The organism is Pseudomonas sputi (assembly GCF_021603585.1).
In the GTDB taxonomy this organism is placed as follows: domain Bacteria; phylum Pseudomonadota; class Gammaproteobacteria; order Pseudomonadales; family Pseudomonadaceae; genus Aquipseudomonas; species Aquipseudomonas sputi.
The window spans coordinates 84,424-111,167 of sequence record NZ_BQHI01000008.1 but is presented as its reverse complement, the minus strand read 5'-3'; the positions used below and the strand labels follow the sequence as shown (position 1 = coordinate 111,167).

The 26,744-nt window shown below is 61.8% G+C and carries 20 protein-coding genes; 11 read left to right on the top strand and 9 right to left on the bottom strand.

From position 1 onward, the window contains the following. Window positions 1-602 precede the first annotated feature (602 nt). The gene (locus tag L6D81_RS14050; RefSeq protein WP_236180233.1) at window positions 603-2,618 is read left to right on the top strand and encodes a hypothetical protein; all 2,016 of its coding nucleotides are present in this window, start codon (window positions 603-605) and stop codon (window positions 2,616-2,618) included. A 43-nt stretch (window positions 2,619-2,661) separates the two neighbouring features. On the opposite strand, the gene L6D81_RS14045 is transcribed toward L6D81_RS14050, so the two are convergent. The 4 genes from L6D81_RS14045 to L6D81_RS14030 all read right to left on the bottom strand — a co-directional run bounded on the left by L6D81_RS14045 (window position 2,662) and on the right by L6D81_RS14030 (window position 6,953). Continuing rightward, a complete protein-coding gene (locus L6D81_RS14045; RefSeq protein ID WP_236180231.1) occupies window positions 2,662-2,946 on the bottom strand; it encodes a YceK/YidQ family lipoprotein in 285 nt (94 codons plus the stop codon). Further along, window positions 2,939-3,586 (bottom strand): flavin prenyltransferase UbiX, encoded by a 648-nt coding sequence (gene ubiX / locus L6D81_RS14040; RefSeq protein ID WP_236180229.1) that lies wholly within the window; start codon window positions 3,584-3,586, stop codon window positions 2,939-2,941. Before ubiX ends, L6D81_RS14045 begins: the two co-directional genes overlap by 8 nt. Then, window positions 3,583-4,932, bottom strand: coding sequence for a UDP-N-acetylmuramate:L-alanyl-gamma-D-glutamyl-meso-diaminopimelate ligase (mpl, locus tag L6D81_RS14035; protein WP_236180227.1), 1,350 nt, complete (start codon window positions 4,930-4,932; stop codon window positions 3,583-3,585). The genes ubiX and mpl overlap by 4 nt, the downstream gene beginning before the upstream one ends. A gap of 104 nt (window positions 4,933-5,036) precedes the next feature. Further along, window positions 5,037-6,953 (bottom strand): sigma-54-dependent Fis family transcriptional regulator, encoded by a 1,917-nt coding sequence (locus tag L6D81_RS14030; protein ID WP_236180225.1) that lies wholly within the window; start codon window positions 6,951-6,953, stop codon window positions 5,037-5,039. 299 nt (window positions 6,954-7,252) lie between these two features. Here L6D81_RS14030 and exaC point away from each other — a divergent pair, with 299 nt between their 5' ends. From exaC to L6D81_RS13980, 10 genes are all read left to right on the top strand, one after another. Further along, window positions 7,253-8,773: an acetaldehyde dehydrogenase ExaC gene (gene exaC / locus L6D81_RS14025; protein ID WP_236180223.1), complete on the top strand. Its 1,521-nt coding sequence runs from the start codon at window positions 7,253-7,255 to the stop codon at window positions 8,771-8,773. Window positions 8,774-8,876: 103 nt separating this feature from the next. Further along, on the top strand, window positions 8,877-10,328 hold the full coding sequence (eat, locus tag L6D81_RS14020; protein WP_236180222.1) for an ethanolamine permease: 1,452 nt from the start codon (window positions 8,877-8,879) through the stop codon (window positions 10,326-10,328). Between the two features lie 52 nt (window positions 10,329-10,380). Further along, window positions 10,381-11,775, top strand: a complete 1,395-nt coding sequence (locus L6D81_RS14015) for an ethanolamine ammonia-lyase subunit EutB (protein ID WP_236180220.1) — start codon at window positions 10,381-10,383, stop codon at window positions 11,773-11,775. Further along, the gene (eutC, locus tag L6D81_RS14010) at window positions 11,772-12,605 is read left to right on the top strand and encodes an ethanolamine ammonia-lyase subunit EutC (RefSeq protein ID WP_373874306.1); all 834 of its coding nucleotides are present in this window, start codon (window positions 11,772-11,774) and stop codon (window positions 12,603-12,605) included. Before L6D81_RS14015 ends, eutC begins: the two co-directional genes overlap by 4 nt. 116 nt (window positions 12,606-12,721) lie before the next feature. Then, window positions 12,722-13,183, top strand: a complete 462-nt coding sequence (locus L6D81_RS14005; RefSeq protein ID WP_007958617.1) for a GNAT family N-acetyltransferase — start codon at window positions 12,722-12,724, stop codon at window positions 13,181-13,183. A gap of 227 nt (window positions 13,184-13,410) precedes the next feature. Next, on the top strand, window positions 13,411-14,061 hold the full coding sequence (locus L6D81_RS14000) for a DedA family protein (protein WP_236180216.1): 651 nt from the start codon (window positions 13,411-13,413) through the stop codon (window positions 14,059-14,061). 4 nt (window positions 14,062-14,065) lie between these two features. Next, on the top strand, window positions 14,066-14,878 hold the full coding sequence (locus tag L6D81_RS13995) for a M90 family metallopeptidase (RefSeq protein ID WP_236180214.1): 813 nt from the start codon (window positions 14,066-14,068) through the stop codon (window positions 14,876-14,878). Window positions 14,879-14,992: 114 nt separating this feature from the next. Continuing rightward, a complete protein-coding gene (gene ppa, locus L6D81_RS13990) occupies window positions 14,993-15,520 on the top strand; it encodes an inorganic diphosphatase (protein ID WP_007933577.1) in 528 nt (175 codons plus the stop codon). Between the two features lie 221 nt (window positions 15,521-15,741). Further along, window positions 15,742-16,482, top strand: coding sequence for a S24 family peptidase (locus L6D81_RS13985; protein ID WP_236180212.1), 741 nt, complete (start codon window positions 15,742-15,744; stop codon window positions 16,480-16,482). Between the two features lie 344 nt (window positions 16,483-16,826). After that, a complete protein-coding gene (locus L6D81_RS13980) occupies window positions 16,827-17,363 on the top strand; it encodes a hypothetical protein (RefSeq protein WP_236180210.1) in 537 nt (178 codons plus the stop codon). A gap of 9 nt (window positions 17,364-17,372) precedes the next feature. Here L6D81_RS13980 and L6D81_RS13975 read toward each other — a convergent pair whose 3' ends face one another. From L6D81_RS13975 to L6D81_RS13955, 5 genes are read right to left on the bottom strand one after another with little or no spacing between them, the layout of a single operon-like run. Further along, the gene (locus tag L6D81_RS13975) at window positions 17,373-18,185 is read right to left on the bottom strand and encodes a YfaP family protein (RefSeq protein ID WP_236180209.1); all 813 of its coding nucleotides are present in this window, start codon (window positions 18,183-18,185) and stop codon (window positions 17,373-17,375) included. A 3-nt stretch (window positions 18,186-18,188) separates the two neighbouring features. Continuing rightward, on the bottom strand, window positions 18,189-19,808 hold the full coding sequence (locus tag L6D81_RS13970; RefSeq protein ID WP_236180207.1) for a DUF2300 domain-containing protein: 1,620 nt from the start codon (window positions 19,806-19,808) through the stop codon (window positions 18,189-18,191). Window position 19,809: 1 nt separating this feature from the next. Continuing rightward, window positions 19,810-24,375 (bottom strand): alpha-2-macroglobulin family protein, encoded by a 4,566-nt coding sequence (locus tag L6D81_RS13965; RefSeq protein ID WP_236180206.1) that lies wholly within the window; start codon window positions 24,373-24,375, stop codon window positions 19,810-19,812. Continuing rightward, window positions 24,372-25,037, bottom strand: coding sequence for a DUF1175 domain-containing protein (locus tag L6D81_RS13960; RefSeq protein ID WP_236180204.1), 666 nt, complete (start codon window positions 25,035-25,037; stop codon window positions 24,372-24,374). Before L6D81_RS13960 ends, L6D81_RS13965 begins: the two co-directional genes overlap by 4 nt. After that, the gene (locus L6D81_RS13955) at window positions 25,007-26,719 is read right to left on the bottom strand and encodes a DUF2138 domain-containing protein (RefSeq protein WP_236180202.1); all 1,713 of its coding nucleotides are present in this window, start codon (window positions 26,717-26,719) and stop codon (window positions 25,007-25,009) included. The genes L6D81_RS13960 and L6D81_RS13955 overlap by 31 nt, the downstream gene beginning before the upstream one ends. Window positions 26,720-26,744: the final 25 nt, after the last annotated feature.

The window sequence follows — 26,744 nt, the reverse complement described above, 5'->3', positions numbered from 1 at the left end:
AAAGGATTCCTTGATGAGCCCCAGAACGCCCTTCAGAAATGTCCCCGTCACACCGAACAATCCTCCTGACACAGTGCCGCAACTGCCGATCCAGCATTTCCAGCCTCCAGGACCGATTCGAGTCGCAGAACCTTCCGTCCATCAACCCGGGCGGCAGCCGGCACCCCAGCCACTTTCAAGCGACACGCTGCCCGCGATACAGGTTCGTGACTTGCCCGTCTCGTCGAGCGCGCCGCACTCGACCGGCTCGATCCGCGACTATGAGCTTGCGCCCCAAACGCGAACGCTGTTGCCCAATGTCAACGCCGAAGGGCTGCGCGTCCACAGAGGGCGCATTTATGCCGAGGTACAGTACACAACGACCACAACAGTCATGGTCGCCTGGGACGAAAGCGTCGGCACTTACCGGGCCATGCGTCCTCAGGAAACACACGCCTCAGGCCCTGCCCTGCACTTCGATCCCGACAGTAATACCTGGCGGGTTGACGAGCCCGAGAACACCCACCTCCTGGTAGAACCGGCGAGCCCCAGGCAGACAGATAACCACCCGGAACAGACATTTCAGCCTCAACCAAAGCACCCCCCCCCTGCCACAGTCGGACATGACGGATGCCTACGTCGACACCCGACACTATCTCTGGGACCAGTCACTGCCTCATCACCACGGCTATGTGGTCATGCACCGCAAAATGCGTCTGGACGACTCCGTCGGCCCTCCACTGCTTCATGCGTTCATGGACGAAAGCGGAGCGTTTGTCCGTGTCGCGTCTCCCTCTCATGCCATCGATCAGCCAGCCGAACTGCTGCCTGCCTGGACAGACCGGGACATCTGGGATCTCTACGGTTTGCAGGGCGAAGACATCACGCGCTTTCGCACTGAAGCTCATCAAACCGGAAAGAAGCCTCAATGGGCCAGGGTTCGGGCACAACGGATGGAGAACAAGTACCTGTATGAGGAGCTTCGCCGCTGGCTAGGTCCAGAGATGGACCACAACCTGTTCAACCGCCTTCTGGAGCACCAACGGCTCACGCCCGCCAAGTGGGCAGAACACCTCGAATCCGTCACGCTGCACCGCCGCACGCCCGACAGGCCGCCGCCGTTGCCGCGCCTGCCGACACCCGATACGCCGGAGCACCCCGAGGCCTCAACCACGTCAACGCCGTCAACGCACCTGACACCTTCCGGTACGCCGCAGCCAACCGACACCACGCCGGCTTACGGTGACCACAGTCACTACACCTGGGACCTCGACAAGACAAACTTTCATGGCTACGTCGAAATGCGGCGCAAGCCTGGTCTGGATGACAGTCACGGCCCGCTCACCCAAGTGGCGTTCCCTGAAGGCGACAAGCTGACCATCGTCAGACCGGTCAGCTATTCGGTCAATCAACGGGCATTGCGTCCCTACTGGCGAGACATTGATATCTGGAACCTGTACAGGATCGAGGGGGAAGATATCGTGCGTTTTCGCCAGGATGTCGCGCTCCACATGAAACAGCCGACCTGGGTCGAGCCGCGGGAATACCCGTCTCTGCGTGAACAATTGATCAACTACTTGCGGCTGTGGACCAATCCGGACTCTCCGCTCAAGCCGCTGGTGCACGTCATTGCCCGCTTCCGCCCCTACAACCTGTCCACCCTGCAGCTTGGACGGCTGTGCAAGGAGTTATCGTCGACAGGGCAGTTCAAGAATCGCATCAACGATGAGTTACCCGCGTGGGTCAAAACCCATCAAGAGCGTACGACGGTCCTGACCCATACAAAGGAATTCGATCCGTTTGTGCCGGAGCTCCATGCCGAAATCATCAGGCTGAGAAACCAGGGAGAGGGCCTCAGCCTGATGAAAGCCAGCCTGAGCCCACCGTTCTTTGAGAGGTTGTTGGTGTACTGCGGATTTAAACGCAACGCTCATGGTTATCTGTACAGGACCGATATTCCTGCCGTATTCAAAGTGGATAGCCGGACGCCCTTCGATATTGCCCGGCCCTCAGCCATGCTTCCACAAGAAGCCGTGACCGAGGCCACCACGAGCGGGGTGGCCGTCAGCGCGCTGTTCAGCCTCAAGGCCGCAATGGGTTTGGCAAAGGAAGGCGACGGCGTGACAAATGCCTCCGAGCCTCGGCCGGACAGTCCGTCGACAGACCGCGAATCGCAACCGCCGAATGGCAGCACGTCGGGGCACGACGCCCAACGCATCAGGTTTTGCTATGTGCTCGACACCCGCACGGTAGAGGTTGTTCCAGGGCAGGATAATCTTGTCTACAACCCAACGCGGATCGACCAGACACGCTTGCCGAGCCGGAAATGGGAAGGCCATGTGTCGGTGTCGTCGATCGGGTTCACCTCCCGGCGCGTCTGGCTGGTCAACTCGAGCATGACCCGTGCGGCCACCGTAGGCGATATACACGCACAGGCGCTTGGACGTGGCACCGGCTCAAGTCAAAACCATGCAGATGCGATCCAGGCCCGCACCCGGGCCGGAGACCTGAATCGGGACGAATACGACGTGTTGATCGATGAACTGGCAAAAGCCGGCAAACGTGTGCTGGAGTTACCGGCGGGAAAAGACATTTTCTCCAACGACATCGTCTTTCCTCTCGAAACGATCACTCTGTAGAAGGCATCAATGGCTCGATCCTGACGGGTCGAGCCATTGATTTTCAAAGCCCCCCGGTCGCCTGGAAGCCGACGCCGATCACGGTGAGCAACGACAACGGCAACAGCAGCGTATCGAGCAATGCGCTGGCCGGCAGATCCAGCCCTGGATAGCTCGGCGCCTCGGCACCGAAGCGGTCCATCGGGCAGCACCCGCCCTGCATGGCGTACAGATCCAGCCGCGTGCCGGAATACACCACCGGCGCCCCCGGTTTGGCAGCATCGAGCGTGCGCACCGTGGCGCAGCCGGTCAGTTGCAACGCCAGCAGGATCGCCAGCAGCTTATTCATCGCTGCTCAGGTGGTGCTCGCCCCAGCGCGGCAGCATGTCCTGGGGAATGCCCAGCAGGTTGAGAATCCGCGCCACCACGAAATCGATCAGGTCATCGATGGTCTGCGGCTGGTGATAGAAGCCCGGCGACGCCGGCAGGATGGTCACGCCCATGTTCGACAGCTTGAGCATGTGCTCCAGGTGAATACTCGAATACGGCGCTTCGCGCGGTACCAGAATCAACTGGCGACGCTCCTTCAACGTCACGTCTGCCGCCCGTTCGATCAGGTTGTTGCAAGCGCCGGTGGCGATGGCCGACAAGGTCCCGGTCGAGCACGGCACCACCACCATCGCCGCCGGGGCGCCCGATCCAGAAGCCACCGGCGACATCCAGTCTTCCTTGCCGTACACACGGATCTGCCCGGCAGCCGCGCCGGTATATTCGGTGAGGAACGCCTGCATCATTTGCGGTTTGGCCGGCAGCGACACGTCCGTTTCGGTGGCCATTACCAGTTGCGCGGCCTTGGAGATCAGGAAGTGCACCTCGCGGTCCTCGCGCACCAGGCAATCGAGCAGGCGCAAACCGTACTGGGCGCCGGATGCGCCGGTCATCGCCAGCGTGATGCGCTCCGGGCCATTGCTCACCAAACGCGTGTTCATTTCAACGCCTCGGCGAGTTTGCCGTGCAGGCCGCCGAAGCCGCCGTTGCTCATGATCACCACGTGGGTGCCAGGCTGGGCCTGGCTCTTCACCCGTTCGATGATGCCTTCCAGCGAATCGCTGACGATCGATGGCACGGTGCACAACGCGGCGGTGCCCGCCAGATCCCAGCCGAGGTTGGCCGGGGCGTACCAGATCACCTGATCGGCATCGACCACGCTGTCCGGCAGACCGTCACGGTGTGCGCCGAGCTTCATCGAGTTGGAACGCGGTTCGATGATCGCAATCAGCGGCGCATCGCCAATGCGTTTGCGCAGGCCGTCGAGGGTGGTGGCAATGGCGGTCGGGTGGTGGGCGAAGTCGTCGTAGATGGTGATGCCGCGCACTTCCGCGACTTTTTCCATCCGGCGTTTGACGCTTTTGAACGCGCTCAACCCGGCGATGCCCATCGACGGTACAACACCGACGTGACGCGCGGCGGCCAGAGTCGCCAAGGCGTTAGCGACGTTGTGCTGACCGGTCAATTCCCACTCGACCACGCCTTGGGACACGCCTTCGAACATCACTTCGAACGCCGAACCATCGTCTTTGAGCAACTTGACCTGCCACTGGCCGCCGGCACCGGTGGTTTGCACCGGGGTCCAGCAGCCCATCTCGATCACCCGCTGCAAGGCCGGTTCAGTGGTCGGGTGAATCACCAGGCCTTCGCTCGGAATAGTCCGCACCAAGTGGTGGAACTGCCGCTCGATGGCTGGTAGATCGGGGAAAATGTCGGCGTGATCGAACTCAAGGTTGTTGAGGATCGCCGTGCGCGGACGGTAGTGGACGAACTTCGAACGCTTGTCGAAAAACGCGCTGTCGTACTCGTCGGCCTCGATCACGAAGAACGGCGTGCCGCCCAGACGCGCCGACACCGAGAAATTCTGCGGTACGCCGCCGATCAGGAAACCCGGACTCATGCCGGCATGTTCCAGCACCCAGGCGAGCATGCTGCTGGTGGTGGTCTTGCCGTGCGTACCGGCAACCGCCAGCACCCAGCGACCTTGCAGCACATGGTCAGCCAGCCACTGCGGGCCGGACACGTACGGCAGGCCCTTGTTCAGCACATATTCCACTGCCGGGTTGCCGCGGGACATGGCGTTGCCGATCACCACCAGATCCGGCGCCGGATCAAGCTGCGCCGGGTCGTAGCCCTGAGTCAGTTCAATGCCCTGGGCTTCGAGCTGGGTGCTCATCGGTGGATAGACATTGGCATCGGAGCCGGTCACGTGGTGGCCCAGCTCTTTGGCCAGAACCGCCATCGAGCCCATGAAAGTCCCGCAGATACCCAGAATATGAATGTGCATAGTCGACCTCGTAAAACATGGCCGCAGGTTAGCGCAGGGAGGTGAAAACCGCACTCTTTAGCTGTTCATCCGACCGTGATCGTTCCCACGCTCTGCAGGAGTATTCAGGCGGTTCGGGCGATCCCGTGCTTGCGCAGCTTTCTATAGAGCGTATTGCGGCTCACGCCCAGTTGCTGAGCCGCTTGGGTCATGTGCCAGCGCGTGTGTTCCAGCGCATTGAGCAACGCCTGCCGCTCGGCGTCTTCCAGCGGCTGTCCGGATGCCGCCTCATCGGTTTTGACCAACAGCGGCTGCACCTGCCGGAACATCGCCGGCAGATCCTCCAGTCCGATCCGCCCTTCATCGCACAACGCCGCCAACGTGCGCAGCACATTGCGCATCTGCCGCACATTGCCCGGCCAGTTGAAGCCCAGCAACGCCTGGCGCGCCGGCTCTTCGATCAGAATCTTTTCCCCGCCCGCCTCTTCGGCCAGCAGGAAATCCAGCAGCTGCGACTTGTCACTGCGCTCGCGCAACGGCGGCAACGCCACTTCCAGTCCGTTGAGCCGGTAATACAGGTCTTCACGAAAACTGCCATCGCCGACCCGCTCCAGAAGATTGCGGTGGGTGGCGCTGATGATCCGTACGTTGACCGCTTCCGGTTCGCCACCGATCGGCACCACTTGCCGGTCTTCGAGCACCCGCAGCAAACGAGTCTGCAAGGCCAGTGGCATGTCGCCGATTTCATCGAGGAACAGCGTGCCACCGTCGGCCTGCTGCAACTTGCCGCGCATGCCGTCCTTGCGCGCACCGGTGAAGCTGCCGCCGCGGTAGCCAAACAGCTCGCTCTCGATCAGGCTCTCGGGAATTGCCGCGCAGTTGAGGGCGACGAACGCTTTGCCGGCGCGCTGACTGGCGTTGTGCACAGCCTTGGCGAAAGCTTCCTTGCCAGAGCCGGTTTCACCATTGATCAGCAGTGGCACGTCGCGCTCGAACACCCGCAGCGACTTGCGAAAATCTGCCTGCAACGCCGCATCCCCCAGGCAAATGCCTGCAAGACGCGGCGCTGCGACAGCCGCAGGAGCCGATGCTGCCGGCAGCGGCCGGCGGGTTTCACCGCGCAGCACCGCAAACAGATGCCGCCCGTCACGAGTGCGCAACGGCCAACTGGCGCTGGCATTGGCACTGGCGCGCCCGAGCAATTCATCCAGCGAACAATCGAAAAACGCCTCCACCGGTTTGCCGAGCAAGCCGCCACGAATGTGCCCAAGCAGGTTCAAGGCACTCTGATTGACTGCACTGATCCGCCCTTCCCCGTCAAACGCCAGCAACCCTTCACTGAACAGCCCGACAGACTCGGCCTGAAGATGAAAACGCAGCAACCATTGATTATCGAAGCAGCGCAGGAAATAGCAGCTCTCGATCATCTTCGCCGACAGATTGACCAGCGCCATGGTGTGGAACTGGCTCTGGCGCGAGACGTCATGCCGCGCGGAAGAAACATCGAGCACTGCCAGCAGTTCGCCGTGGGGGTCGAACACCGGGCTCGCCGAGCAGGTCAGGCCGGTGTGGCGGCCGCGAAAGTGTTCGTCCTGATGGATGGTCAAAGCCTGACGTTCCACCAGACAGGTGCCGATGCCGTTGGTGCCTTCGCAGGCCTCGCTCCAGTCGGAACCCAGCCACAGGCCGGCGCGCTCGAAGATCTTGCGTTCGGCGGGGGCAGTGACGCAGTTGAGGATCACCCCGCGCGCGTCGGTCAGCAATACCGCGTGGCCGGCGCCGGAAAGTTGTTGATGCAGGCTGCTCATTTCACTGCCGGCAATCTGCAACACCTGTTGCAGCCGTTCGCGGCTTTCGAGGATGCGACCGTGTTCGAGCACGGTCGGCGCCATGGTCAGGGCCGGGTCGAGGTGATAGTCCTCAAGGCAGCGCAGCCACGAGCGGGCGATCGACGGGTCGGCACCGGGGCCATGCAGGTGCGGCTTGCCCTGGGTGACGGTGAGAACCTGTTGGGCATGGCGACTCAAATGGTTGTCGTGCATTTCTTATTATTCTCCCCGAGGCTCATCGGCCCATGCGTGAAGTGGTGCCCAGCATCCTCCAGCCCACCGGTCTTTGCAATGCTGGCAAGACCGCCCGGTCACGGGCTGTGCCAAAAGCGGTACAAACTGTCACCCGAGCCGTACCGATACCGTCACAGACGCTTGCCATTTGTCCGACACAAATCTCGCAAGGCCTTGATTTGCCTGACCTGCACGGCAGTGGCCCGACCTTTGCTCTACGCTTATAGCAAGCGCTCATGCGCGTCTCTCTGATAAATACAACAGCCAAGGAGAACATCATGCGTTACGCTCACCCCGGTACTGAAGGCGCCAAAGTCTCGTTCAAGAGCAAGTACGGTAACTACATCGGCGGCGAGTTCGTCGCGCCTGTCAAAGGTCAGTACTTCACCAATACCTCGCCAGTGAATGGCCAACCGATTGCCGAGTTCCCGCGCTCCACGGCCGAAGACATCGAAAAAGCCCTGGACGCCGCCCACGCCGCTGCCGATGCCTGGGGCTCAACGTCCGCCCAGGCCCGCTCACTGATCCTGCTGAAAATTGCCGACCGCATCGAACAGAACCTCGAAACCCTGGCGATCACCGAAACCTGGGACAACGGCAAAGCCATCCGCGAAACCCTCAACGCCGACATCCCTCTGGCCGCCGACCACTTCCGTTATTTCGCCGGTTGCCTGCGTGCCCAGGAAGGCAGCGCCGCCGAGATCGACGGCAACACCGTGGCCTACCACATCCATGAACCACTGGGCGTGGTCGGCCAGATCATCCCGTGGAACTTCCCGATCCTGATGGCCGCGTGGAAACTCGCCCCGGCCCTGGCCGCCGGCAACTGCGTGGTGCTCAAGCCCGCCGAGCAAACGCCGCTGGGCATCAGCGTGCTGATGGAGCTGATCGGCGACCTGCTGCCGCCGGGCGTGCTCAACGTGGTGCAAGGGTTCGGCAAAGAGGCCGGCGAAGCCCTGGCCACCAGCAAGCGCATCGCCAAGATCGCTTTCACCGGCTCGACCCCAGTCGGCTCCCACATCATGAAATGCGCCGCCGAAAACATCATTCCGTCCACCGTGGAGCTGGGCGGCAAGTCGCCGAACATCTTCTTCGAAGACATCATGCAGGCCGAGCCAAGCTTCATTGAAAAAGCCGCCGAAGGCCTGGTACTGGCGTTCTTCAACCAGGGGGAGGTCTGCACCTGCCCTTCCCGCGCACTGGTTCAGGAATCGATCTATCCGCAGTTCATGGAAGCGGTGATGAAAAAGGTCAGCCAGATCAAACGTGGCGACCCGCTCGACACCGACACCATGGTCGGCGCCCAGGCGTCAGAGCAGCAATTCGACAAGATCCTGTCGTACCTGGAAATCGCCAAGGGCGAAGGCGCCGAGCTGCTGACCGGTGGCAAGGTGGAAAAACTCGAGGGCAGCCTGGCGACCGGGTATTACATCCAGCCGACCCTGCTCAAGGGCACCAACAAAATGCGCGTGTTCCAGGAAGAAATCTTCGGCCCGGTGGTGAGCATCACCACCTTCAAGGACGAAGCCGAAGCCCTGGCGATCGCCAACGACACCGAGTTCGGCCTGGGTGCCGGCCTCTGGACCCGCGACATCAACCGCGCCTATCGCATGGGCCGCGCCATCAAGGCCGGTCGTGTGTGGACCAACTGCTACCACCTGTACCCGGCGCACGCCGCGTTCGGCGGGTACAAAAAGTCCGGCGTCGGCCGTGAAACCCACAAGATGATGCTCGATCACTACCAACAGACCAAAAACCTGCTGGTGAGCTACGACATCAATCCGCTGGGCTTCTTCTGATCCACCTGCAGCTCGCTCCCCCTGCGGGAGCGAGCTTGCTCGCTCCCGGCGTTCGACCCGACATTCCGATCGGGCCAATAAAACAATAAGAAGGGTGCACTTTATGCCTGGCGAATCTCCTGCTGGCGCTCCGGCGACCGGCGCCTCCGTCGACTTCGAAAAAGTCGGTTCGGACTACTTCCAACAACGCGAACTGAAAAAAGGTGCCGCCGGCTGGGTTCTGCTGGTGGGGCTCGGTGTCGCTTATGTCATTTCCGGCGACTACGCCGGCTGGAACTTTGGCCTGGCACAAGGTGGCTGGGGCGGGATGTTCCTCGCGACGCTGCTGATGGCCACCATGTACCTGTGCATGTGTTTTTCTCTGGCCGAACTGTCCTCAATGATTCCCACCGCCGGCGGTGGCTACGGTTTCGCCCGCAGCGCATTCGGGCCGTGGGGCGGGTTTCTCACCGGCACTGCCATTCTCATCGAGTACGCCATCGCCCCTGCCGCCATCGCGGTGTTCATCGGTGCCTACTGCCAGTCGCTGTTCGGCATCGGTGGCTGGATGATCTATCTGGCGTTCTACATCATCTTCATTGCCATCCATATTTTCGGGGTCGGCGAGGCGCTCAAGCTGATGTTTGTCATCACGGCTGTCGCCGCGATCGCGCTGGGGGTGTTTCTGGTGGCGATGGTGCCGCACTTCGACATTGCCAACCTGCTCGATATACCCGTGACGAGTGCTGCGGGCGCCAGTCCGTTCCTGCCATTCGGTTATGTCGGCGTCTGGGCGGCGATACCCTATGCAATCTGGTTCTTCCTCGCCGTTGAAGGCGTGCCGCTGGCCGCCGAGGAAACCAAGAACCCCAAGCGTGACCTGCCGCGCGGCCTGATCGGGGCCATGCTGGTGCTGCTGATGTTTGCCCTGTTGATTCTGATCGTCGGCCCCGGCGGTGCGGGCGCCAACTCGCTGCTGACCTCCGGCAACCCATTGGTCGAAGCACTGAGCAACGCCTACGGCGGCTCGACCTGGATGGGCAGTTTCGTCAACCTCGTGGGGCTGGCCGGGCTGATCGCCAGTTTCTTTTCGATCATTTATGCCTACTCGCGGCAGATTTTCGCGTTGTCCCGCGCCGGTTACCTTCCTCGCAAGCTGTCCGAAACCAACAAAAGCAAGGCTCCGGTGCTGGCGCTGGTGATTCCCGGCATTATCGGGTTCGGCCTGTCGCTGACAGGCCAGGGCGACCTGCTGATTCTGGTAGCGGTGTTCGGCGCAACCATTTCCTATGTGCTGATGATGGCTGCGCACATCACGCTGCGCATTCGCCGCCCCAAAATGGATCGACCGTATCGCACCCCGGGTGGCATCTTCACCTCCGGCATCGCTCTGGTGCTGGCGTGCATCGCCGTGGTGGCGGGCTTTCTGGTGGATCCACGGGTGGTGATCGGCGCAGCCATCATCTATGGAGTGTTAATTGCTTACTTTGCACTCTACAGTCGACATCACTTGGTAGCAGGCACGCCGGAAGAAGAATTTGCGGCGATCCAGAAGGCTGAGGAAGCCTTGCACTGACTGCCGAAAATTACGGCGCAGGCCTGGCCTGCGCCGTCACGGAGAATTGTGTATGGCCAGTTTCGCTCATACGGTAGGCGCCCAGACCTACCGCTTCGACAGCCTCAAGGACGTGATGGCCAAGGCCAGCCCGGCACGCTCCGGGGACTTCCTGGCCGGCGTCGCCGCGCTCAACGATGGCGAGCGTGTCGCCGCGCAAATGGCGCTGGCCGACATCCCGCTCACGCACTTTTTGCAGGAAGCGCTGATTCCTTACGAAACCGATGAAGTCACCCGACTGATCATCGACACCCATGACAGGCAGGCCTTTGCGGTCATCAGCCATCTCACGGTAGGCGGTTTTCGTGACTGGCTGCTGAGCGAAGCGGCCGACGAGTCCAGCCTGCGCGCCCTCGCCCCGGGCCTGACGCCGGAAATGGTCGCTGCCGTGTCGAAGATCATGCGCGTACAGGATCTGGTGCTGGTGGCGCAGAAGATCCGCGTGGTCACCCGATTTCGCGGCACCCTCGGCCTGCGCGGACGGTTATCCACAAGGCTGCAACCCAATCACCCGACCGACGAACCGTCCGGCATCGCCGCGAGCATTCTCGACGGTCTGCTGTACGGCAATGGCGACGCGATGATCGGCATCAACCCGGCCACCGACAGCATCGCCTCGATCTGCGCGATGCTGGAAATGCTCGACGCAATCATCCAGCGCTACGACATTCCGACCCAGGCCTGCGTGCTGACCCATGTCACCACGTCCATAGAAGCGATCAACCGTGGCGTGCCGCTGGATCTGGTGTTCCAGTCGATTGCCGGCACCGAAGCGGCCAACGCCAGTTTCGGCATCAACCTGAACGTGCTGCAGGAAGGTTACGAAGCGGGCCTGAGCCTCAATCGCGGCACACTCGGGCAGAACCTGATGTATTTCGAGACCGGCCAGGGCAGCGCTCTTTCAGCGAACGCCCATCACGGCGTCGATCAGCAAACCTGCGAGACAAGGGCCTACGCCGTGGCGCGCCATTTCAAGCCGTTTCTGGTGAACACCGTCGTAGGCTTCATCGGCCCGGAATACCTCTACAACGGCAAACAGATCATCCGCGCCGGCCTCGAAGACCACTTCTGCGGCAAGTTGCTCGGCGTGCCGATGGGCTGCGACATCTGCTACACCAACCACGCCGAAGCCGACCAGGATGACATGGACACCCTGCTGACCCTGCTGGGCGTGGCGGGGATCAACTTCATCATGGGCATCCCCGGCTCCGACGACATCATGCTCAACTACCAGACCACGTCGTTCCACGACGCGCTCTACGCGCGCCAGACCCTGGGCCTGAAACCGGCGCCGGAGTTCGAGCAGTGGCTGGCGAACATGGGCATCTTCACCCAGGCGGACGGCAAGGTCCGCTTCGGCAACAACCTGCCGCCGGCCTTTCGCCAGGCCTTGGCGCAACTGGGATGAGTCAGATGGAAAAACCGCCCGTCGATCCGCAAAACCCGTGGCTGGAGCTGCGTCGTCTGACCCCTGCGCGCATTGCTCTCGGCCGCACCGGCACCAGCCTGCCGACCCGCGCACAACTGGATTTCCAGTACGCCCACGCGCAAGCACGGGATGCGGTGCATCTGCCGTTCGATCACGCCGGGCTCAGCGCCCAACTGACCGAGCGCCAGCGCGACAGCCTGCTGCTGCACAGCGCGGCGGTGGATCGCAACAGCTACCTGCAACGCCCGGACCTGGGGCGCAAGTTGAGCGATCAATCGGCGCAAGCCCTGCGCGAATACGCCCAGGCGCATCCGGGCGGCGTGGATCTGGTGATCGTGGTGGCGGACGGTCTGTCCGCGCTGGCGGTACATCGGCACACTCTGCCGTTTCTGACCCGTCTGGAAGAACAGATGGCCGCCGACGAATGGTCGATTGCGCCGGTGATACTGGTGGAGCAGGGCCGAGTGGCGATTGGCGATGAAATCGGCCAGTTGCTGGGCGCGAAAATGGTCGTGATGCTCATTGGAGAGCGTCCGGGCCTCAGTTCGCCCGACAGCCTGGGTTTATATTTCACCTACAATCCCAAGGTCGGCCTCACGGATGCTTACCGCAATTGCATCTCCAATGTGCGGCTGGAAGGACTCAGCTACGGTATGGCGGCGCATCGCTTGCTGTATCTGATTCGCGAAGCCTGTCGGCGACAACTGTCGGGGGTCAATCTGAAAGACGAAGCGCAGGTTCAGACGCTGGAATCGGAGGCCGGTGCGGACATGAAGAGTAATTTCCTACTCGATCCGCCCCCCGCCTGAACCGTTTCCGCATTGCCTTTCTGCGCCGGTTTCAGGCAGGATCGATGCACGGCCGCCCGGGTTTCCCATCGCCGTCAGAGCACGTGAAGACAGCCACTTGAAGGACGAGACCTACCATGCGGATTATTCAAGCGACCCTCGAACACCTGGATTTGCTGACCCCGTTGTTCGTTAAGTACCGCGAGTTTTATGGCTCCCTGCCCTATCCGGATTCGTCCCGGGCCTTTCTCGAAAAACGCCTGCGCCGCAAGGAATCGGTGATTTATCTGGCGCTGGCCGATGACGACGACAAGAAGCTCATGGGCTTTTGTCAGCTCTACCCGAGCTTTTCTTCCCTGTCGCTCAAGCGCGTGTGGATCCTCAACGACATCTATGTCGCCGAAGACGCCCGCCGCCAGCTGGTGGCTGACAATCTCATCCGCACCGCCAAGAAAATGGCCAAGGAAACCCAGGCCGTGCGCATGCGCGTCTCCACCAGCGCGGACAACGAAGTGGCGCAGAAAACCTACGAGTCCATCGGTTTCAAGGAAGACACCGAGTTCAAAAACTATGTGCTGCCGATCAGCGACGAGCTCTGATCGCGGGGCGTCTTGCGGGGGAGGGGGCAGCCTCCCTCCCCAAATGCATGCCAACCCGACATTTATTCACACCGACATCCCCCGCTACAAAACCAACGCGCTTTTCACCCTTCAGCCCGTATAATCCCGATCTTTCCGGCTTGTAAGAAAAACTACACCCGCTTGTAGGCTTACACGAAGTCATCCGCACAGGTCTGCCGAGTCAGGCCGTCACCACAGGTGCCTCCATGGATTTCAACCCGCTCGATCTTGTCCTGCATCTCGACGTTTACCTCGACCTGCTGGTGAATAATTACGGGCCATGGATCTACGCCATCCTGTTTCTGGTGATTTTCTGCGAGACCGGTCTGGTGGTGATGCCCTTCCTGCCGGGTGACTCCCTGCTGTTCATCGCCGGCGCAGTCGCTGCGGGCGGCGGCATGGATCCGGTGTTGCTGGCGGGCCTGCTGATGCTGGCGGCGATCCTTGGCGACAGCACCAACTACGTGATCGGACGAACGGCGGGCGAAAAGCTGTTCAGCAACCCGAACTCGAAAATTTTCCGCCGCGACTACCTGCAACAGACCCACGATTTCTACGACAAGCACGGCGGCAAAACCGTGACTCTGGCGCGCTTCCTGCCGATCATCCGCACCTTTGCACCGTTCGTTGCCGGTGTCGCGAAGATGCCTTATCCGCGTTTCTTCGGTTTCAGCGTGTTCGGCACCGTCCTGTGGGTCGGCGGTCTGGTGACGCTCGGTTACTTCTTCGGCAACGTGCCGTTCATCAAGAAGAACCTGTCGCTGCTGGTGGTGGGCATCATCCTGCTGTCGCTGGTACCGATGATCATCGGCGTGGTTCGCAGCCGCTTCGGCAGCACCAAAGCTCAATCGCACTAAGCCGATGTGGTCGCTGAGCGCCTGGCGACGCCGGCGCATTCTGGCCAGGCACCCGATTGCCGACGAACTGTGGCAACGGGTGCGTCATCACCTGAGTTTTCTCGACGGCATCACGGCCGCTGAAGACCAGTGGCTGCGCGAAGCCAGCGTGCTGTTCCTTGAAGACAAACACCTGACCGCCCTGCCCGGCGTCGAACTGCACCAGGAACAGCGCCTGCTGCTTGCCGCCCAGGCGCAGTTGCCGCTTTTGCATCTCGGCGATCTGAACTGGTATCAGGGTTTCCACGAAATCGTCCTCTACCCCGACGACTTCCTCAGCCCCCAGCGCCATCGCGATGCCAGTGGCGTGGAGCATGAGTGGGACGGCGAACACAGCGGCGAGGCCTGGCAGCAAGGGCCGATCATCCTCGCCTGGCCGGGCGTGATGGCCAGTGGTGGCTGGGAAGGCTATAACCTGGTGATCCACGAACTGGCGCACAAGCTCGACATGCTCAACGGCGACGCCAACGGCCTGCCACCGCTGCACGCCGATATGCGGGTCAGCGACTGGGCCGAGGTGATGCAGAGGGCGTACGACGACCTCAATCACCAGCTCGACCGCCATCCCGACGCCGAAACCGCCATCGACCCGTATGCCGCCGAGAACCCGGCCGAATTCTTCGCCGTCACCAGTGAGTACTTCTTTAGCGCTCCGGATCTGCTGCACGAGGCTTATCCACAGGTGTATGCGCAGCTGCAGCTTTTCTACCGCCAGGACCCGTTGGCGCGCCTGAAGCAACTTCAGGCCACCGACCCGGTCTATCAGGCTCACGAGTAAAGGTCTGCACGACTTCCGGTACATGGCGTCCACGGCAGAATATGCCTATAATCGCCGCCACTTTTTGGTCAATCCGGCCAAGTGTTTTTGGTCAACTAACGGGGGCAACGCCCAATGAGCTACAGCAAGATTCCGGCTGGCAAAGACCTGCCGAACGACATCTACGTCGCGATCGAGATCCCGGCCAACCACGCGCCGATCAAATACGAAATCGACAAAGACAGCGATTGCCTGTTCGTTGACCGTTTCATGGCCACCCCGATGTTCTACCCGGCCAACTACGGTTACATCCCGAACACCCTGGCTGACGACGGTGATCCGTTGGACGTACTCGTCGTAACGCCTTACCCGGTTGCGCCAGGTTCGGTGATCCGCGCACGTCCAGTCGGCATCCTGAACATGACTGACGACGGCGGCGGCGATGCCAAAGTCATCGCCGTTCCACACGACAAGCTGTCCCAGCTGTACGTGGACGTGAAGGAATACACCGACCTGCCAGCCCTGCTGATCCAGCAGATCGAGCACTTCTTCGCGAACTACAAGGATCTCGAAAAAGGCAAATGGGTGAAAATTGAAGGCTGGGACGGTGCAGACGCCGCCCGCGCCGCGATCACCAAGTCGGTTGCTGCCTACAAAGGCTAAGCCTCACGACCTGCGAAGCGCTTGAAGAAAACCCCGGTTGATCCGGGGTTTTTTGTGCCCGACCGTCAGGGGCTTAAACAACTTGTTTATGACGGACTACAGAAAAGTTTTAGTTCGTGTAATTTCCCACAAGGACGTCTTACATCCCGTCGCAAAATTTGCCCTGATTTTGAACGCAAGGTTTATTCAAACCGCTCTAGGCCGGTCGTAGACTCGTGTTTATGAGAAAGAACACTAGCGGTCCAAGATTCAAGGCACTCCTGGAAGCTGCGAACATCACCACCACGGGATTCGCAAAGTTCTGGGGCACGGAAGCCCAAAACGTTCATAACTGGTACACCCGGGGCGTACCCGCGTACCGTCTGGAAGAAGTTGCGCGCCTGCTGTCCGTCAACAGCCAATGGCTGAAGACCGGCGAAGGTCCGAAAGAGGCCCCGCACCTGCAGACGGACTCGGGCGACATCCTCGATGCCCATGCCATTCGCGGCGTCTACACGGTGCTCGAAACCACCGACATCGAACTGCCGCTCTACAAGGAAACACCGACCGCCCCCGGCTCCGGCAAGACCCACGTCATCAAGGACCCGGAACAAACCATCCGCCTGCCCCGCAGCCACCTCGAAGCCCTGGAAATCCGCCCCACCGATGCCATCTGCACCCAAATGATCGGCAACAGCATGGCCGAGAAAATCGAGGACGGCTCCACACTCGCCATCGACCGCGGCCTCACCCAGGTGGTGGACGGCGAAATTTACGCCATCGAACACGACGGCATGTTGCGCATCAAATACCTGCATCGCATGCCGGGTAACGCCCTGCGCCTGCGCAGCCACAATAGTGCCGAATACCCGGACGAAATCTTTCGCGCAGCGCAGATCGAGGAGCAGCGGATTCATGTGCTGGGGTGGGTGTTCTGGTGGTCGACGCTGGGCAAGCGGCGGCCGGTGGTGCCGTTTCTCTGAAGTGGGAGCCATCCTGCTGGCGATGAGGCCCTGAAAGTCGGTACAAATCTTCGATTTCCTTCAGTTTGATAGCTCTAAACCGCACTTCAAGCTGGGAATCAGAAGCAAAACTCAGTATCCTGCGCCCCACATTCGCGCATCGACCCGCCAAGCGGCCCAGATGACGCCTGACGCGGCAGACCACTGTCTGACCAAGTCCCACAGCCGGACGCAAGATCCGGATGTACGTTTTGAAGGCTGGCGCGGTTTACCAAAAATAAACCAAGCCAGTCCCCGAGAAGCCGGCCACAAGCCGGCTTTTTAATGCCTGTTGGAAAAGTGATTTTCGAGAGGCGTTCAGCCAATTGCTGATCAACACCAAATTGTGCGGCAGGTACTTGCACAATTGTTCAGTGAAAAAGCGCTTGGCAACTTCGATGCTTAATACACTACAAGGACGTTCAAGATTGTTCCCATCTACCCTGAATTCACGCCTGAAATCCGTCGGACTGGTTTCGACCATCTGCCTCAGCCTGACAGCTTGCGTGGGAGTAGGCATCTCCCTCCCGGAAAAAGTCACACTGAAAACCGACGCCTACAGAGCGCAAAGTTACCGCTCATTCCCCCCGCAGATCACCCGAACAGCAAGATCAACTCCCACCCGCGAATGGTGCGGGATCACTGTCTGGGCGCTGGTGATCCCGGTGCCGTTGAAACTGCCGGTGTGCAATTCGTACGACGAGCAATCTTTTGGCAGCGACGAATTCGGCAGGGAAGTTGTTCTGCTCAACACGCAACAAACCGTGCCCTCCCCGCTCTACGCCTGTGGCCCACTCATGGTGCTGGGGCCAATCGTTCACGGTTACGAAGGCAATGCCCTGTGCGGTGTTTTTCCTAAATGAACAGATGATTCATGGATAACTGAACGACTTCACCAACGTCAACTCACCCACCGCCCGCATCGGCACCAGAAACGTCTCCATCTTCTCGCTCGGCGTCCCCTCCTCGGTAATCACCGTCACCTGCGCCGTAGTCAACGGCTGCACCGCCTCTTCCCCACCCTCATCATCCCCGCGATACCCACCGCCAAAATAATTCACATACACCAGATACTGCCCCTTGATCGGCGCCGGCATGGCGAAGATTTCCGGGCCGTAGCCGGTGGTCACGTCGACATCCAGAGCAGCGCCATTGGGGGCAACGCGATCGCCGTACCAGATGTGCGCGCCGTCGGGTGTGATCAGGTGCAAGTCGAGGTCAGTGCCGTCGCTGTCCCACGCCAGCAATACCCGGAGTTTCGCCGGAGTCGCGCCGCCACGGGTATTGAGGAATTGCGTGCGATGCCGTTGCTGGCCGTCGGGGCTGCGGACTTCGACGCTGTTGCTGCCGTTGGGGAAGGAGAACGGGCGGTCGAAGCGGCCGCTGTCGTCGATTTTCAGCGGCATGCTGACGCCGTTGACGATCAGGCGGCCGGGCTCTTTGCTTTTCGGTGTCGCTTTGATTTCACCACTGATGCGGGCGGTGTTGGCCTGGCCGAGCGGAGTGTTCACCGAGGAGGCCGGGTAGTTGACGGTCTGGCGGAAGCTCTCGCCCTCGCCTTCGGGGGCGCCACTGCGCCAGCCGCCGACCGGGGTGTCGAGTTTGACGCCGTCAGCGGCGATCACCGGCGAAACCGCGGCAAATGCGCAGAGCAACAGCAAGACCTGTGGATAACGGAGTGTCATGGTCTATTCCAGCAAAAGGTGACGGGCGAGCCCTTCGATATAGGTTTCGTCCTGGCCGTTGGGGTGTGCTTCAAAGGCCAGGTGCAGGTATTCGTGAGTCAGGTCGAGGCGATCCTGCAGGGACAGCACGCCGCGCACGTAAATGCGCTGGCGTTCGCGGTCGACGAAGGGGCGGCCGAAGGCGAGTTTGCAGACGGCGAACGTGCTGACTTCGCTGTAGCCGGTTTCGCTTTCCAGCCTCGGGCGCCAGCCGCGCCGTTGTTTTTGCAGCCAGTCTTGCGCGGCGGGCAGCGCTTCGCAGGACGCCACCGGGTTGTCCCAGCGGCTGAGGCTGGCGCGCGGATAGGCGTGCAGCAGGATCGCGTCGTAACGCTGGCCGGCATTGGCTTGCTCGACGGCTTGTTGCCAGGCGAGTTTGTCGGGGCCGGGTTGATCGGAGTGATAGGTGACGGTGCTGCCGGCCAGGACCAGATCCGCCGTCCATGCAGCGATATTGCGGGACTCGGCGGAAGCAGGTCGCGGGGCGACCCGTTGGCGGGTGCTGCTGTCATCGATGCTCAAACAGTCGCCGTTGCGCGTGGCGTTTTGCAGCAGATACGTGCGGATTGCCACGGCCAACGCTTTGGCGGCTTCGGCCGGTTCAGGCCTGGCTTCACGCTCTAGCACTCGGGCGACGTACTCCTCGCGATCCAGCCGGGCGACCAGTTTGTCGTTGAGCAGAAACAGCTCGCCGTCGCTGTAGATATCCAGCGCATTGCCGTTGGCGAATTCGACGCGGTAATCGCCCTGCAAAGGGCCGGAACCGACTACGCGCTCACCCGACAGCACCCGCGAAACCGGATAACGCGAGAACAGTCCGACCTCAACGCAACGCCCCGCGTCCGCCGGCCATGATGCAGGCAACACCGTCGCCAACGCCGAACCGTAACGCCGCAACACCCTCTGACTGGTACCCCAGCCACCGGCCCAGATCGGCGAGCCGTCCGCCGTCCAGCCGGCGAATCCGCCCTGGCGTGATTGCGGGTCCTGATCGCCTAGCCAGCTCCAGGTTTTCACCCGCAAGCGCCCACCGAGTTCACCGACGACATTGCCGTCCGCCGCGTTCAGCACTACATCGAGCAGAACACGACGCATCTGATTCTGAGCCGGCAACAAAGACAAAACCTTCAGCAAGTCAGCCACGGAAACCCGAGTAGCCGGTTGCACCGATGGCAAATCCAGCAACCATGACGGCGCCTGTCGCGCCTGCCAATAGGTTCTCCAATCGTCAGCGGTTATACCCAACCGCGCCGGCTCGAAATACAGCCCGCAGGATTTCACCAGCGCCTGATCACGCTCGATCTTGCCGCCCGCGGTGCAGCAATAGACTTCTTCCTTCGACTGCCCGCGACATTCATAAGCAGGCTCGTGCGCACCGGTATCCACCAGCCACGCGTAGACAAACAGCTTCCACAGACTGCCCAGCGGCGTATCCAGCGACGAAGACAACGGCTCGCGAGCGATCAACTGCGTGGTGTTCAGCGACAGCAATTCGCCCTCGTAGGCCACGCGCAACGGTTCATCCTGCGCCGTCGCCAGCGCAGGAATCACACACATCAGCAGCCAGACCAGCGGCCGGGTCATGTCAGTTGACCGTGACCTGACCGAGGGCGGCTTTCGCTTCCCGGGCCTGATGCTGCGGCGCGTAGACCTGCGTGAAACGCACCGGCGGCAGGTTGAACTGACCTTTCTGCGAGAACCGCACCAGATGGCGCAGACGCCATTCGCCGCTCAGCGCATCCACCGGCACCGCGTAGGCCAGTTGGCCCGGTTCGAACCGTGCTTTCTCCAGCGCGGTCGGTTCGGTGCCGCCCTTGCCCTGCAACTTGATGCCCCAAGTCGTGCGCTCGACGTCGGCGCCCGGCGGCAGCGGCACTTCGAGCATGCCGTAGCGCAGCGGTTTCGGTGCCTTGCTGGAGAGGATCACTTCGTCCAGGTACAGGCTGTCGCTGGACAACGGCTTGCTGCCGACCGGCTCCAGTTTGAAGGTGAAGGCTGCGTCACCCGGCACCAGACGCGACAGGCGACGGGTGATGGTCACCGCAATCGGATCGACCGCCGGTTGCTGAGTCTGGAAGCTCAGCGCCGCACGCAGTGGACGCTCCTGTGTGCCCGATACCGTCAACACGCTCGGCACCGGCGCCGCCCCCTGCCACGTCCAGTACATCTCGCCGGTCGCGCCGTAGTTTTTCTTCCAGCCCTCGCCCGGTGCCAGCGCGATGGTCGGCGATGCCAGGGTGATGCTGCGTTGCAGCCAGGTCAGCGCCAGCGCCCGTTCGAGGGTCGATTGCTGCGGCAGCAGGCGTTGCAACAACGCTGTTGCACGCGCCTGATCGAACGGTTGCAGCGACAGGTTCAGCGCTTCAGCAAACGGCTGCGAACTGACGGCCAAGCGCTGTTGCGCAGCGCCCAACTGACGATTGAACGCATCTGGCAAAGCAACTTTCGAATGCGTGGCCAGCGATGCGCTCAACACTCGCGCCGCCGCCAGACCGAGCGCCGAGTCCGGGTCGCTCATCACCAGACTGTCTTCGCCGTCGTCCATCAGGGTTTCGGCAGTGCCTTCGCCAGCCTTGCCCAGATCGTCCATCAAGCCGCTGAGCAGCGTGTTGACCGGCAAGTGCATCTGTTTGGCAAACGACAGAATCAGCGCCCGTTGCAGCAACGGTGTATTCGGCGCCTGCTTGGCGTAACCCTCCAGCACCCGCTGCCAATGCTCCGGCGGCAGGCTCAGGTCCAGCACCTGGCTGGCGTTCCAATCAGCGTAATAGGCGTAAGCAGTGAGGAACGCGTCCGGTTCGCCGTCAAAGCCCCACCAGGTGAAGCTCGCCGACGGCCCGGCCATTTGCACCAGACGCAAGCGGCTGTTCTGCATGATCAGACGCAAGCGGTCGCGGATCTGCGGACTCGACGCCAGCGACGGATAGGCGATGCTCAGCGGCAGCAAGCGGCTGGCGGTCTGTTCGACGCCGCCGTACGGATAGCTGAGCAGGTCGTCGAGGGCCGAACGGAACAGCGCTTGCGGGCTGTCATCCAGACGCAGGCGAATGTCGGTGGCGTCCGCCGGCAGGCTCAGCGGCGTGTCACCGCTGGCCACGTCGAGGCTCTGGGTCTGCGTCACCTGCCAGCCTTCGCCGGTGGCGGTCAGACGCACAGCCAGGGCGTCGGCGGTCTTGCCGTCCTGCACCAGTTCCGCTGTCCATTCGCCCGTGGCCAGTGCGAAGGCCGGCAGCGGCAGGTAGTTGATGCCGTTGTTGAGCGTCACCGGCAGGCGCTGTTCGGCGCCGGCGTAATGCGTCACCAGCTCGGCCTTGACCGGTTTTTCGGCCTGACTAAAGGCGAACACGCCGAGTTGCGGCTGATCGCCCTTGCGGAATTTGTTCGGCCCGCTCCACTTCAGGTACAGCGGTTTTTCCGAACGGACGAACTGCTTCTTCTGCCCGACCTGACCGTCATCGGCCATCGCCCGCGCAGTGATGCGCCAGCGGGTCAGCGAGTCCGGCATCTTGAAGGTGAAACGGGTCTTGCCGTCGGCGTCGGTCAGCAGCTCCGGTTGCCACGCGGCGGTGTCAACGTCTTCGCGACGCGGTCGCTCCAGCACTTTCACCCCGCGTTCGCTGCGGTTGGCCTTGCCGGGTGCCCCGGGGCTGCCCGGCAACGCCACGTCATAACTGATGAACGACAGGCTGGCGCTGGTGCGCACGTTGTTGCGGCGCGGATGGTAGAAGAACTGGTCGATGGTCGGTGCGACTTCCGGTTGCAGCGCATAAACCATTTCATCCACGACGCTGACCGTCAGGTGCGCCGGCACAGCCTTGCCGGCGAACTGCGTGGTCAGGTCGACCGTCACGGTATCGCCCGGCTGATAGGTCTCTTTGTCAGTCTTGATTGCCACGTCGATCTGCGGCGCGACGACCTTGATCCCGGCGTTCTGGAAGCTGTACTGACCGCCCTTGGTGTAGAGCACGGAGAACGTCAGGTTCGGCGCGAAGTTGTCCTTCACCGGAATGCGCGCGCGGTATTGGGTGTCGCTGAGTTTCTCCAGTTTCAGCCAGTCGCCGCCCTTGGCCAGCAGCGCGGTGGCTTCGACCTTGTCACGCTCCAGCGACAGCAGTGCGTCACTGACCGGCTCCGGGAACGTGATCAGCGCCAGCGCTTCGTCGCCGGCCTTGTACTCGGGTTTGTCGAGGACGATTTCCACGGTGCCTGGCACAGCCTTGACGCCGTCGCCGGTGACCGAATGACCGGTCGCACCGAGCACTCGGCCGTGCTGATCTTTCAGCGACAGGTTGTAGGTGCCCGGGCGCTCGAAAGCCACGCTGAAGCCTTTGTCTTTCGCTGTCAGTTTGCCTTCGCCGGTGGTCTGGTCTTCGAGGCGAACCCAGCTGTAGCCGCTCGGCACCACGGCCTGAGCCTGTTCGCTGCCACCTTCGTTGGCGTAGCTGAACGCGACCTTGTCACCGACTGCGCTGAAGCGCTGCGGCGCGCTCAGGCGGAAGCTGGCAGCACCGCGGTCGATGAGGATTTCCTTGGTGGTCTTGACCCGATACGCCGCACCATCGCTGGCGAACACGGTGAGCATGTAGCGGCTGGGTTTATCGGCAGCCGGCAGATCGAGGGTCGCGTTGCCCTTGCTGTCGGTGGTCAGTTCGGTGCTGGTCAGCTCCACCGGGAATTGCCCGAGGTATTGCAGCTCGTTATCGACCATCGACAGTTGCTGGGCGCGCAGGCTCAGGGACAGTTTGGCATTGGCCACCGGTTTGCCGTCCGGGTACAGCAGCACCAGGCTGCCCTTCACCGGTTCGCCGGTGCGGTAATCCTGCTTGGCCAGGTTCAGCGAAATTTCGAAGTGCGGCTTGATGTACTCCGCCACCCGGAACGCGCTGCTGTAGGCCTGATCCTTGTAGTTGAAACGCAGCTCGTAACCACCGGCCACCGCGTTGTCCGGCAGCTGGAAACGGCCTTGGGTGCCGGCCTTGGAATCGAGCTTCAGATCCAGACGCTGCAACTCGGTGCCGGTCGCATCGAGCACGCTGACATTGACGTCCGCCGCACCCGGCAAGACCGAGTCCCGCGCATTCTTGAACTCGCGGCCGACGATTTTCAGCGACACCCAATCACCCGGGCGATACAGCGGTCGGTCGGTGAAGGCGTAGAGTTTGGTGTCGTAGATTTCGCTGTCGTAGTAGAAGTTTTCCGAGACGAACACCCCGCCCTCTTCGTCCTCGCCGATCACGAACGAACGCTCCGGGCTGACGTGTTTCAGGCGCAGCAAACCATCGGTGTCGGTGGCGCCGCTGCTCATCACGCCGAGGCCGTCGGTCCACAGCACATTGACCTTCGACACCGAGCTGCCTTCGTGCTTGCGTGCGGCCCACACCAGCAATTCATCACCGGCAATCTTGCTCACCGCGACGGTGTTGGAAACGAAAACCATGGTGGTTGCGCGGTACTTGCCGATCAGCGCTTCAACCAGATACAGGCCCGGTTTCAGGTTACCCAGCGGGATGTACACGTTACCCGGTGCGACGCTGACGAACTCGCTGGAAGACCCGGCCAGGTTGACTCCGGTCGGCGGCTGGATCGGCTTCGCTTGCCACAGCGGATAACGGAACTGGCTGACCACCGGCAGACCCGGAATCAGGGCGAATTGCGGTTGCGCGTCGTACGGCGTCGGTGCGGCGATGGCATTGCCCATCTTCAGCTCCGGCACTTCTTCGGTGACCTGCTGGCGCGACTCGTAAGAGAACGCACGCTGCATCACCCGACGGGATTTGCGGTACCAGTTGTCCCACAAGTACGACAGGGTGTTGGACAGGCCTTCGCCCTTGAACTGGCCGTCGCTGACCACGCGGTGCAGGTTCTTCTGGCGCTTGAGGAAGTCCAGCGGCTTGTCGATCTTGTACACGCGGATGTCGGCGCCGCCGTAGGGCTCCATGCGGAATCGACGGTAGTCGCGACCCGGCGCCTCGAGGCGCACCACCGCCTGTTCATCGGCGGCGAAACTGCTGTCGGCCAGCAGGAAAAAGCTTTCACCGGAGACCGGCGTGTAGCCGCTCGGCTCGACAGTGTCCTCAGCATTCACGGCCGAAAAAGGCAGCACTGACAGCAACAGAAAGGGCAGTAAACGCAGCATGCGGGCACCGGTCATTGGGAGAGAAAATTCAGTCGATAGACGCCGATGAAGTTGGGGTTGGCTGCGTCGGGTACCCATCGGGTGTCCTTCCATGTCATGAGTTGCTGCAGGCTTGCCGAACGCATGCCGTTGTCGGTTGGGGTGGTCGTACCGGTGTGATAGGCGATGTAGCGGCCCATCCAGATCATCAGGTGCTGGTCATCGCCCTGATCGAAAAACATCAGATCGCCGGGCCGTGCCTGGGACACGTCGCGGCCGATCAGATGGCTGTTGAACTGAATCAGTTTGATCGCGTTGACGTAGGGCCCGACCTTGCCGCCGCCCTGCTGCCATTGCTGGGCGAGCTTGCGCTGATCGGCGCTCAGATCCAGTTCCGGCGGCAGGTAGCGGTTGGACACGCCGTTGCTACGCAGCCATTTGTCGTCATGGACTTTCAGCGCTTCGTTGGCGGCAAACCGCACCAGCCCGGCGCAGTCCTGCTGGTACCAGCGCGGGCTGGGGCCTTTGCTCAATTGTTCCTGGGCGATGCGCACGAACCAGGCGCGAAAGACCTGGGACTGCGCTGGATCCAGGGCCGGCGCCTCAACGGCTCGGGCCCCGGCGCTGAGCAACAGCGCCAGCAAGCCGAGGCTGCGGATCAACCCGGTCACAGCGCTTTCCACTCCAGCGGCAGCCATTGCCAGTGACCGTCAGGCTCGCTGCCTTCCGGCAGGGTCAGGGCGTATTTGCCCATGCCGCCGAGGGTGCGCAGTTTCGGGATCAGGTAGGTTTGCGCAGCGTTGTAGAACACCGGCTCCATGTCCTGCGGCAGGCTGTCGAGGGTTTCCTGCTGAATCAGTTGCGCCATCGAGTCCGGGCCGAAGTAGATCGGCATCAGCACGTCTTTCGGCAACACATCGGCCATCGGCGGGAAGCGTTTGTCGAGGGTGCCGAGGGCCTTGTCGACCAGTTTGTCGTCGAGGGAAAACAGCAGCGTCGAACCGTGGCGCGCCAGGCTGACTTTCATGAAGGCACGGCCGGTGATTGCGTCCGGGTTCTCGGCATCCTTGGCCGCGTACGGGCCGAAATTGGAGCTGACCTGACGCTGCCAGAGGTGGCTCTGGCCTTCCTGTTTCTCGACCACCGGGAACGCGTGGTCGTCGACCTTGCTTTCATAGGCGCCGACCATCGAATCGAACAGCGTGCCGATCTCCGCGTCGAGTTTGCCGTTGTCTTCGTCGTTCAGACTGGCCACCAGCAAGGGCGTGTACAACCGCGAATCGGCGTACCAGCACAGGCCCGCCGCGCCGGCCACGTGCTCGGTGAGTGTCTGCGCCACGGCTTCTTCGGCGCCGAGCTTCACCAGCAACGGTTTCTGCGGTTCGGCGGCGACCGGCAAGGTCACGCAGGCACTGGCACCCAGCGGCATGGCTTGCCAGACCGGTTTGAAATCGAAGTCCGGCTGGTTTTCCAGTTCGTCCATCGCCAGATAGCTGTGCCAGCCCTTGTCGTCCATGTCGAAACGCAGGCCGGCGAAATTCGGGATGAAGCGCTGGTAACCCATGGCCAGGACGCTGGAATTGACCGACAGGCGCTGTTTGGTTTCAGGCGTCCTGGCCGGCAACCCGAACGCTTCGGGGAACAGTTTTTCACCGTTGAGCAGCGCCGCCAGCGCTTGCGGCGAAACGTGGCCGGACTCCTCGGAAGCACCACCTTCCGGGTCGTAGAATTTGGTCGGGTTGGACAGCACCACCAGTTTGTCGCCACGGGAGGCGAACAACAGGGATTTGCCGGCGTTGTAGGTCAGTTGATACAGCGGCACTTCATCGCCGCCGACTTTCAGGGTGCTGAACACGCTCAACTGCGAATCATCCAGCGCGACTTTCGCCAGCGGCTCCAGCACTTTGGCCAGCCCGCCGCGATCCATCACCAGCAGGAAATCCTTCAGCCGACCATCGGCGCCGCGCCACAACGCTACGTCAGCCGGTTGATCGAAGAGTTGCTCGATCAGGCTGTCCTGCAGTTTCAAGTCATGCTCGTAGATGATCCGCCGCAAACTGCCGATCAGCCCGAGGCGGTCGGCGTGGGTTTCGTAATAGAAGACGAAATCCTCGGTGAGCGTGGCCTTGAGAAACGGCACCGTCAGCAGGTCCTTGGGCAACTGGCTCAGGGAGCGGGTTTCCAGCAGCGCGTCCGGGCGGCTCAGGCCGAGCTTGTCGCTGGCCAACTCCGCCGCTGGCGCCTTGGGTTTGCTCATCAGCCAGCCGAGCCCGCCCGCGACGCCGGCGACAAGGCACAGCCCGACCGCCAGCAACGGCCAGCGCCGGGAAGGTTTGCCGGCAGGTGTAACGGCGGCCGGTGCAGCAGTGTTATCGCTCATCTTTCCAGAACCCGAATTCATCCGT

What these genes read in the sequence shown, in the direction of transcription:
- L6D81_RS14050 (WP_236180233.1), top strand. Translation starts at nt 603, where the DNA reads ATGACGGATGCCTACGTCGACACCCGACACTATCTCTGGGACCAGTCA.
- L6D81_RS14045 (WP_236180231.1), bottom strand. Translation starts at nt 2,946, where the DNA reads ATGAATAAGCTGCTGGCGATCCTGCTGGCGTTGCAACTGACCGGCTGC.
- ubiX (WP_236180229.1), bottom strand. Translation starts at nt 3,586, where the DNA reads ATGAACACGCGTTTGGTGAGCAATGGCCCGGAGCGCATCACGCTGGCG.
- mpl (WP_236180227.1), bottom strand. Translation starts at nt 4,932, where the DNA reads ATGCACATTCATATTCTGGGTATCTGCGGGACTTTCATGGGCTCGATG.
- L6D81_RS14030 (WP_236180225.1), bottom strand. Translation starts at nt 6,953, where the DNA reads ATGCACGACAACCATTTGAGTCGCCATGCCCAACAGGTTCTCACCGTC.
- exaC (WP_236180223.1), top strand. Translation starts at nt 7,253, where the DNA reads ATGCGTTACGCTCACCCCGGTACTGAAGGCGCCAAAGTCTCGTTCAAG.
- eat (WP_236180222.1), top strand. Translation starts at nt 8,877, where the DNA reads ATGCCTGGCGAATCTCCTGCTGGCGCTCCGGCGACCGGCGCCTCCGTC.
- L6D81_RS14015 (WP_236180220.1), top strand. Translation starts at nt 10,381, where the DNA reads ATGGCCAGTTTCGCTCATACGGTAGGCGCCCAGACCTACCGCTTCGAC.
- eutC (WP_373874306.1), top strand. Translation starts at nt 11,772, where the DNA reads ATGAGTCAGATGGAAAAACCGCCCGTCGATCCGCAAAACCCGTGGCTG.
- L6D81_RS14005 (WP_007958617.1), top strand. Translation starts at nt 12,722, where the DNA reads ATGCGGATTATTCAAGCGACCCTCGAACACCTGGATTTGCTGACCCCG.
- L6D81_RS14000 (WP_236180216.1), top strand. Translation starts at nt 13,411, where the DNA reads ATGGATTTCAACCCGCTCGATCTTGTCCTGCATCTCGACGTTTACCTC.
- L6D81_RS13995 (WP_236180214.1), top strand. Translation starts at nt 14,066, where the DNA reads ATGTGGTCGCTGAGCGCCTGGCGACGCCGGCGCATTCTGGCCAGGCAC.
- ppa (WP_007933577.1), top strand. Translation starts at nt 14,993, where the DNA reads ATGAGCTACAGCAAGATTCCGGCTGGCAAAGACCTGCCGAACGACATC.
- L6D81_RS13985 (WP_236180212.1), top strand. Translation starts at nt 15,742, where the DNA reads ATGAGAAAGAACACTAGCGGTCCAAGATTCAAGGCACTCCTGGAAGCT.
- L6D81_RS13975 (WP_236180209.1), bottom strand. Translation starts at nt 18,185, where the DNA reads ATGACACTCCGTTATCCACAGGTCTTGCTGTTGCTCTGCGCATTTGCC.
- L6D81_RS13970 (WP_236180207.1), bottom strand. Translation starts at nt 19,808, where the DNA reads ATGACCCGGCCGCTGGTCTGGCTGCTGATGTGTGTGATTCCTGCGCTG.
- L6D81_RS13965 (WP_236180206.1), bottom strand. Translation starts at nt 24,375, where the DNA reads ATGACCGGTGCCCGCATGCTGCGTTTACTGCCCTTTCTGTTGCTGTCA.
- L6D81_RS13960 (WP_236180204.1), bottom strand. Translation starts at nt 25,037, where the DNA reads ATGGCTGCCGCTGGAGTGGAAAGCGCTGTGACCGGGTTGATCCGCAGC.
- L6D81_RS13955 (WP_236180202.1), bottom strand. Translation starts at nt 26,719, where the DNA reads ATGAGCGATAACACTGCTGCACCGGCCGCCGTTACACCTGCCGGCAAA.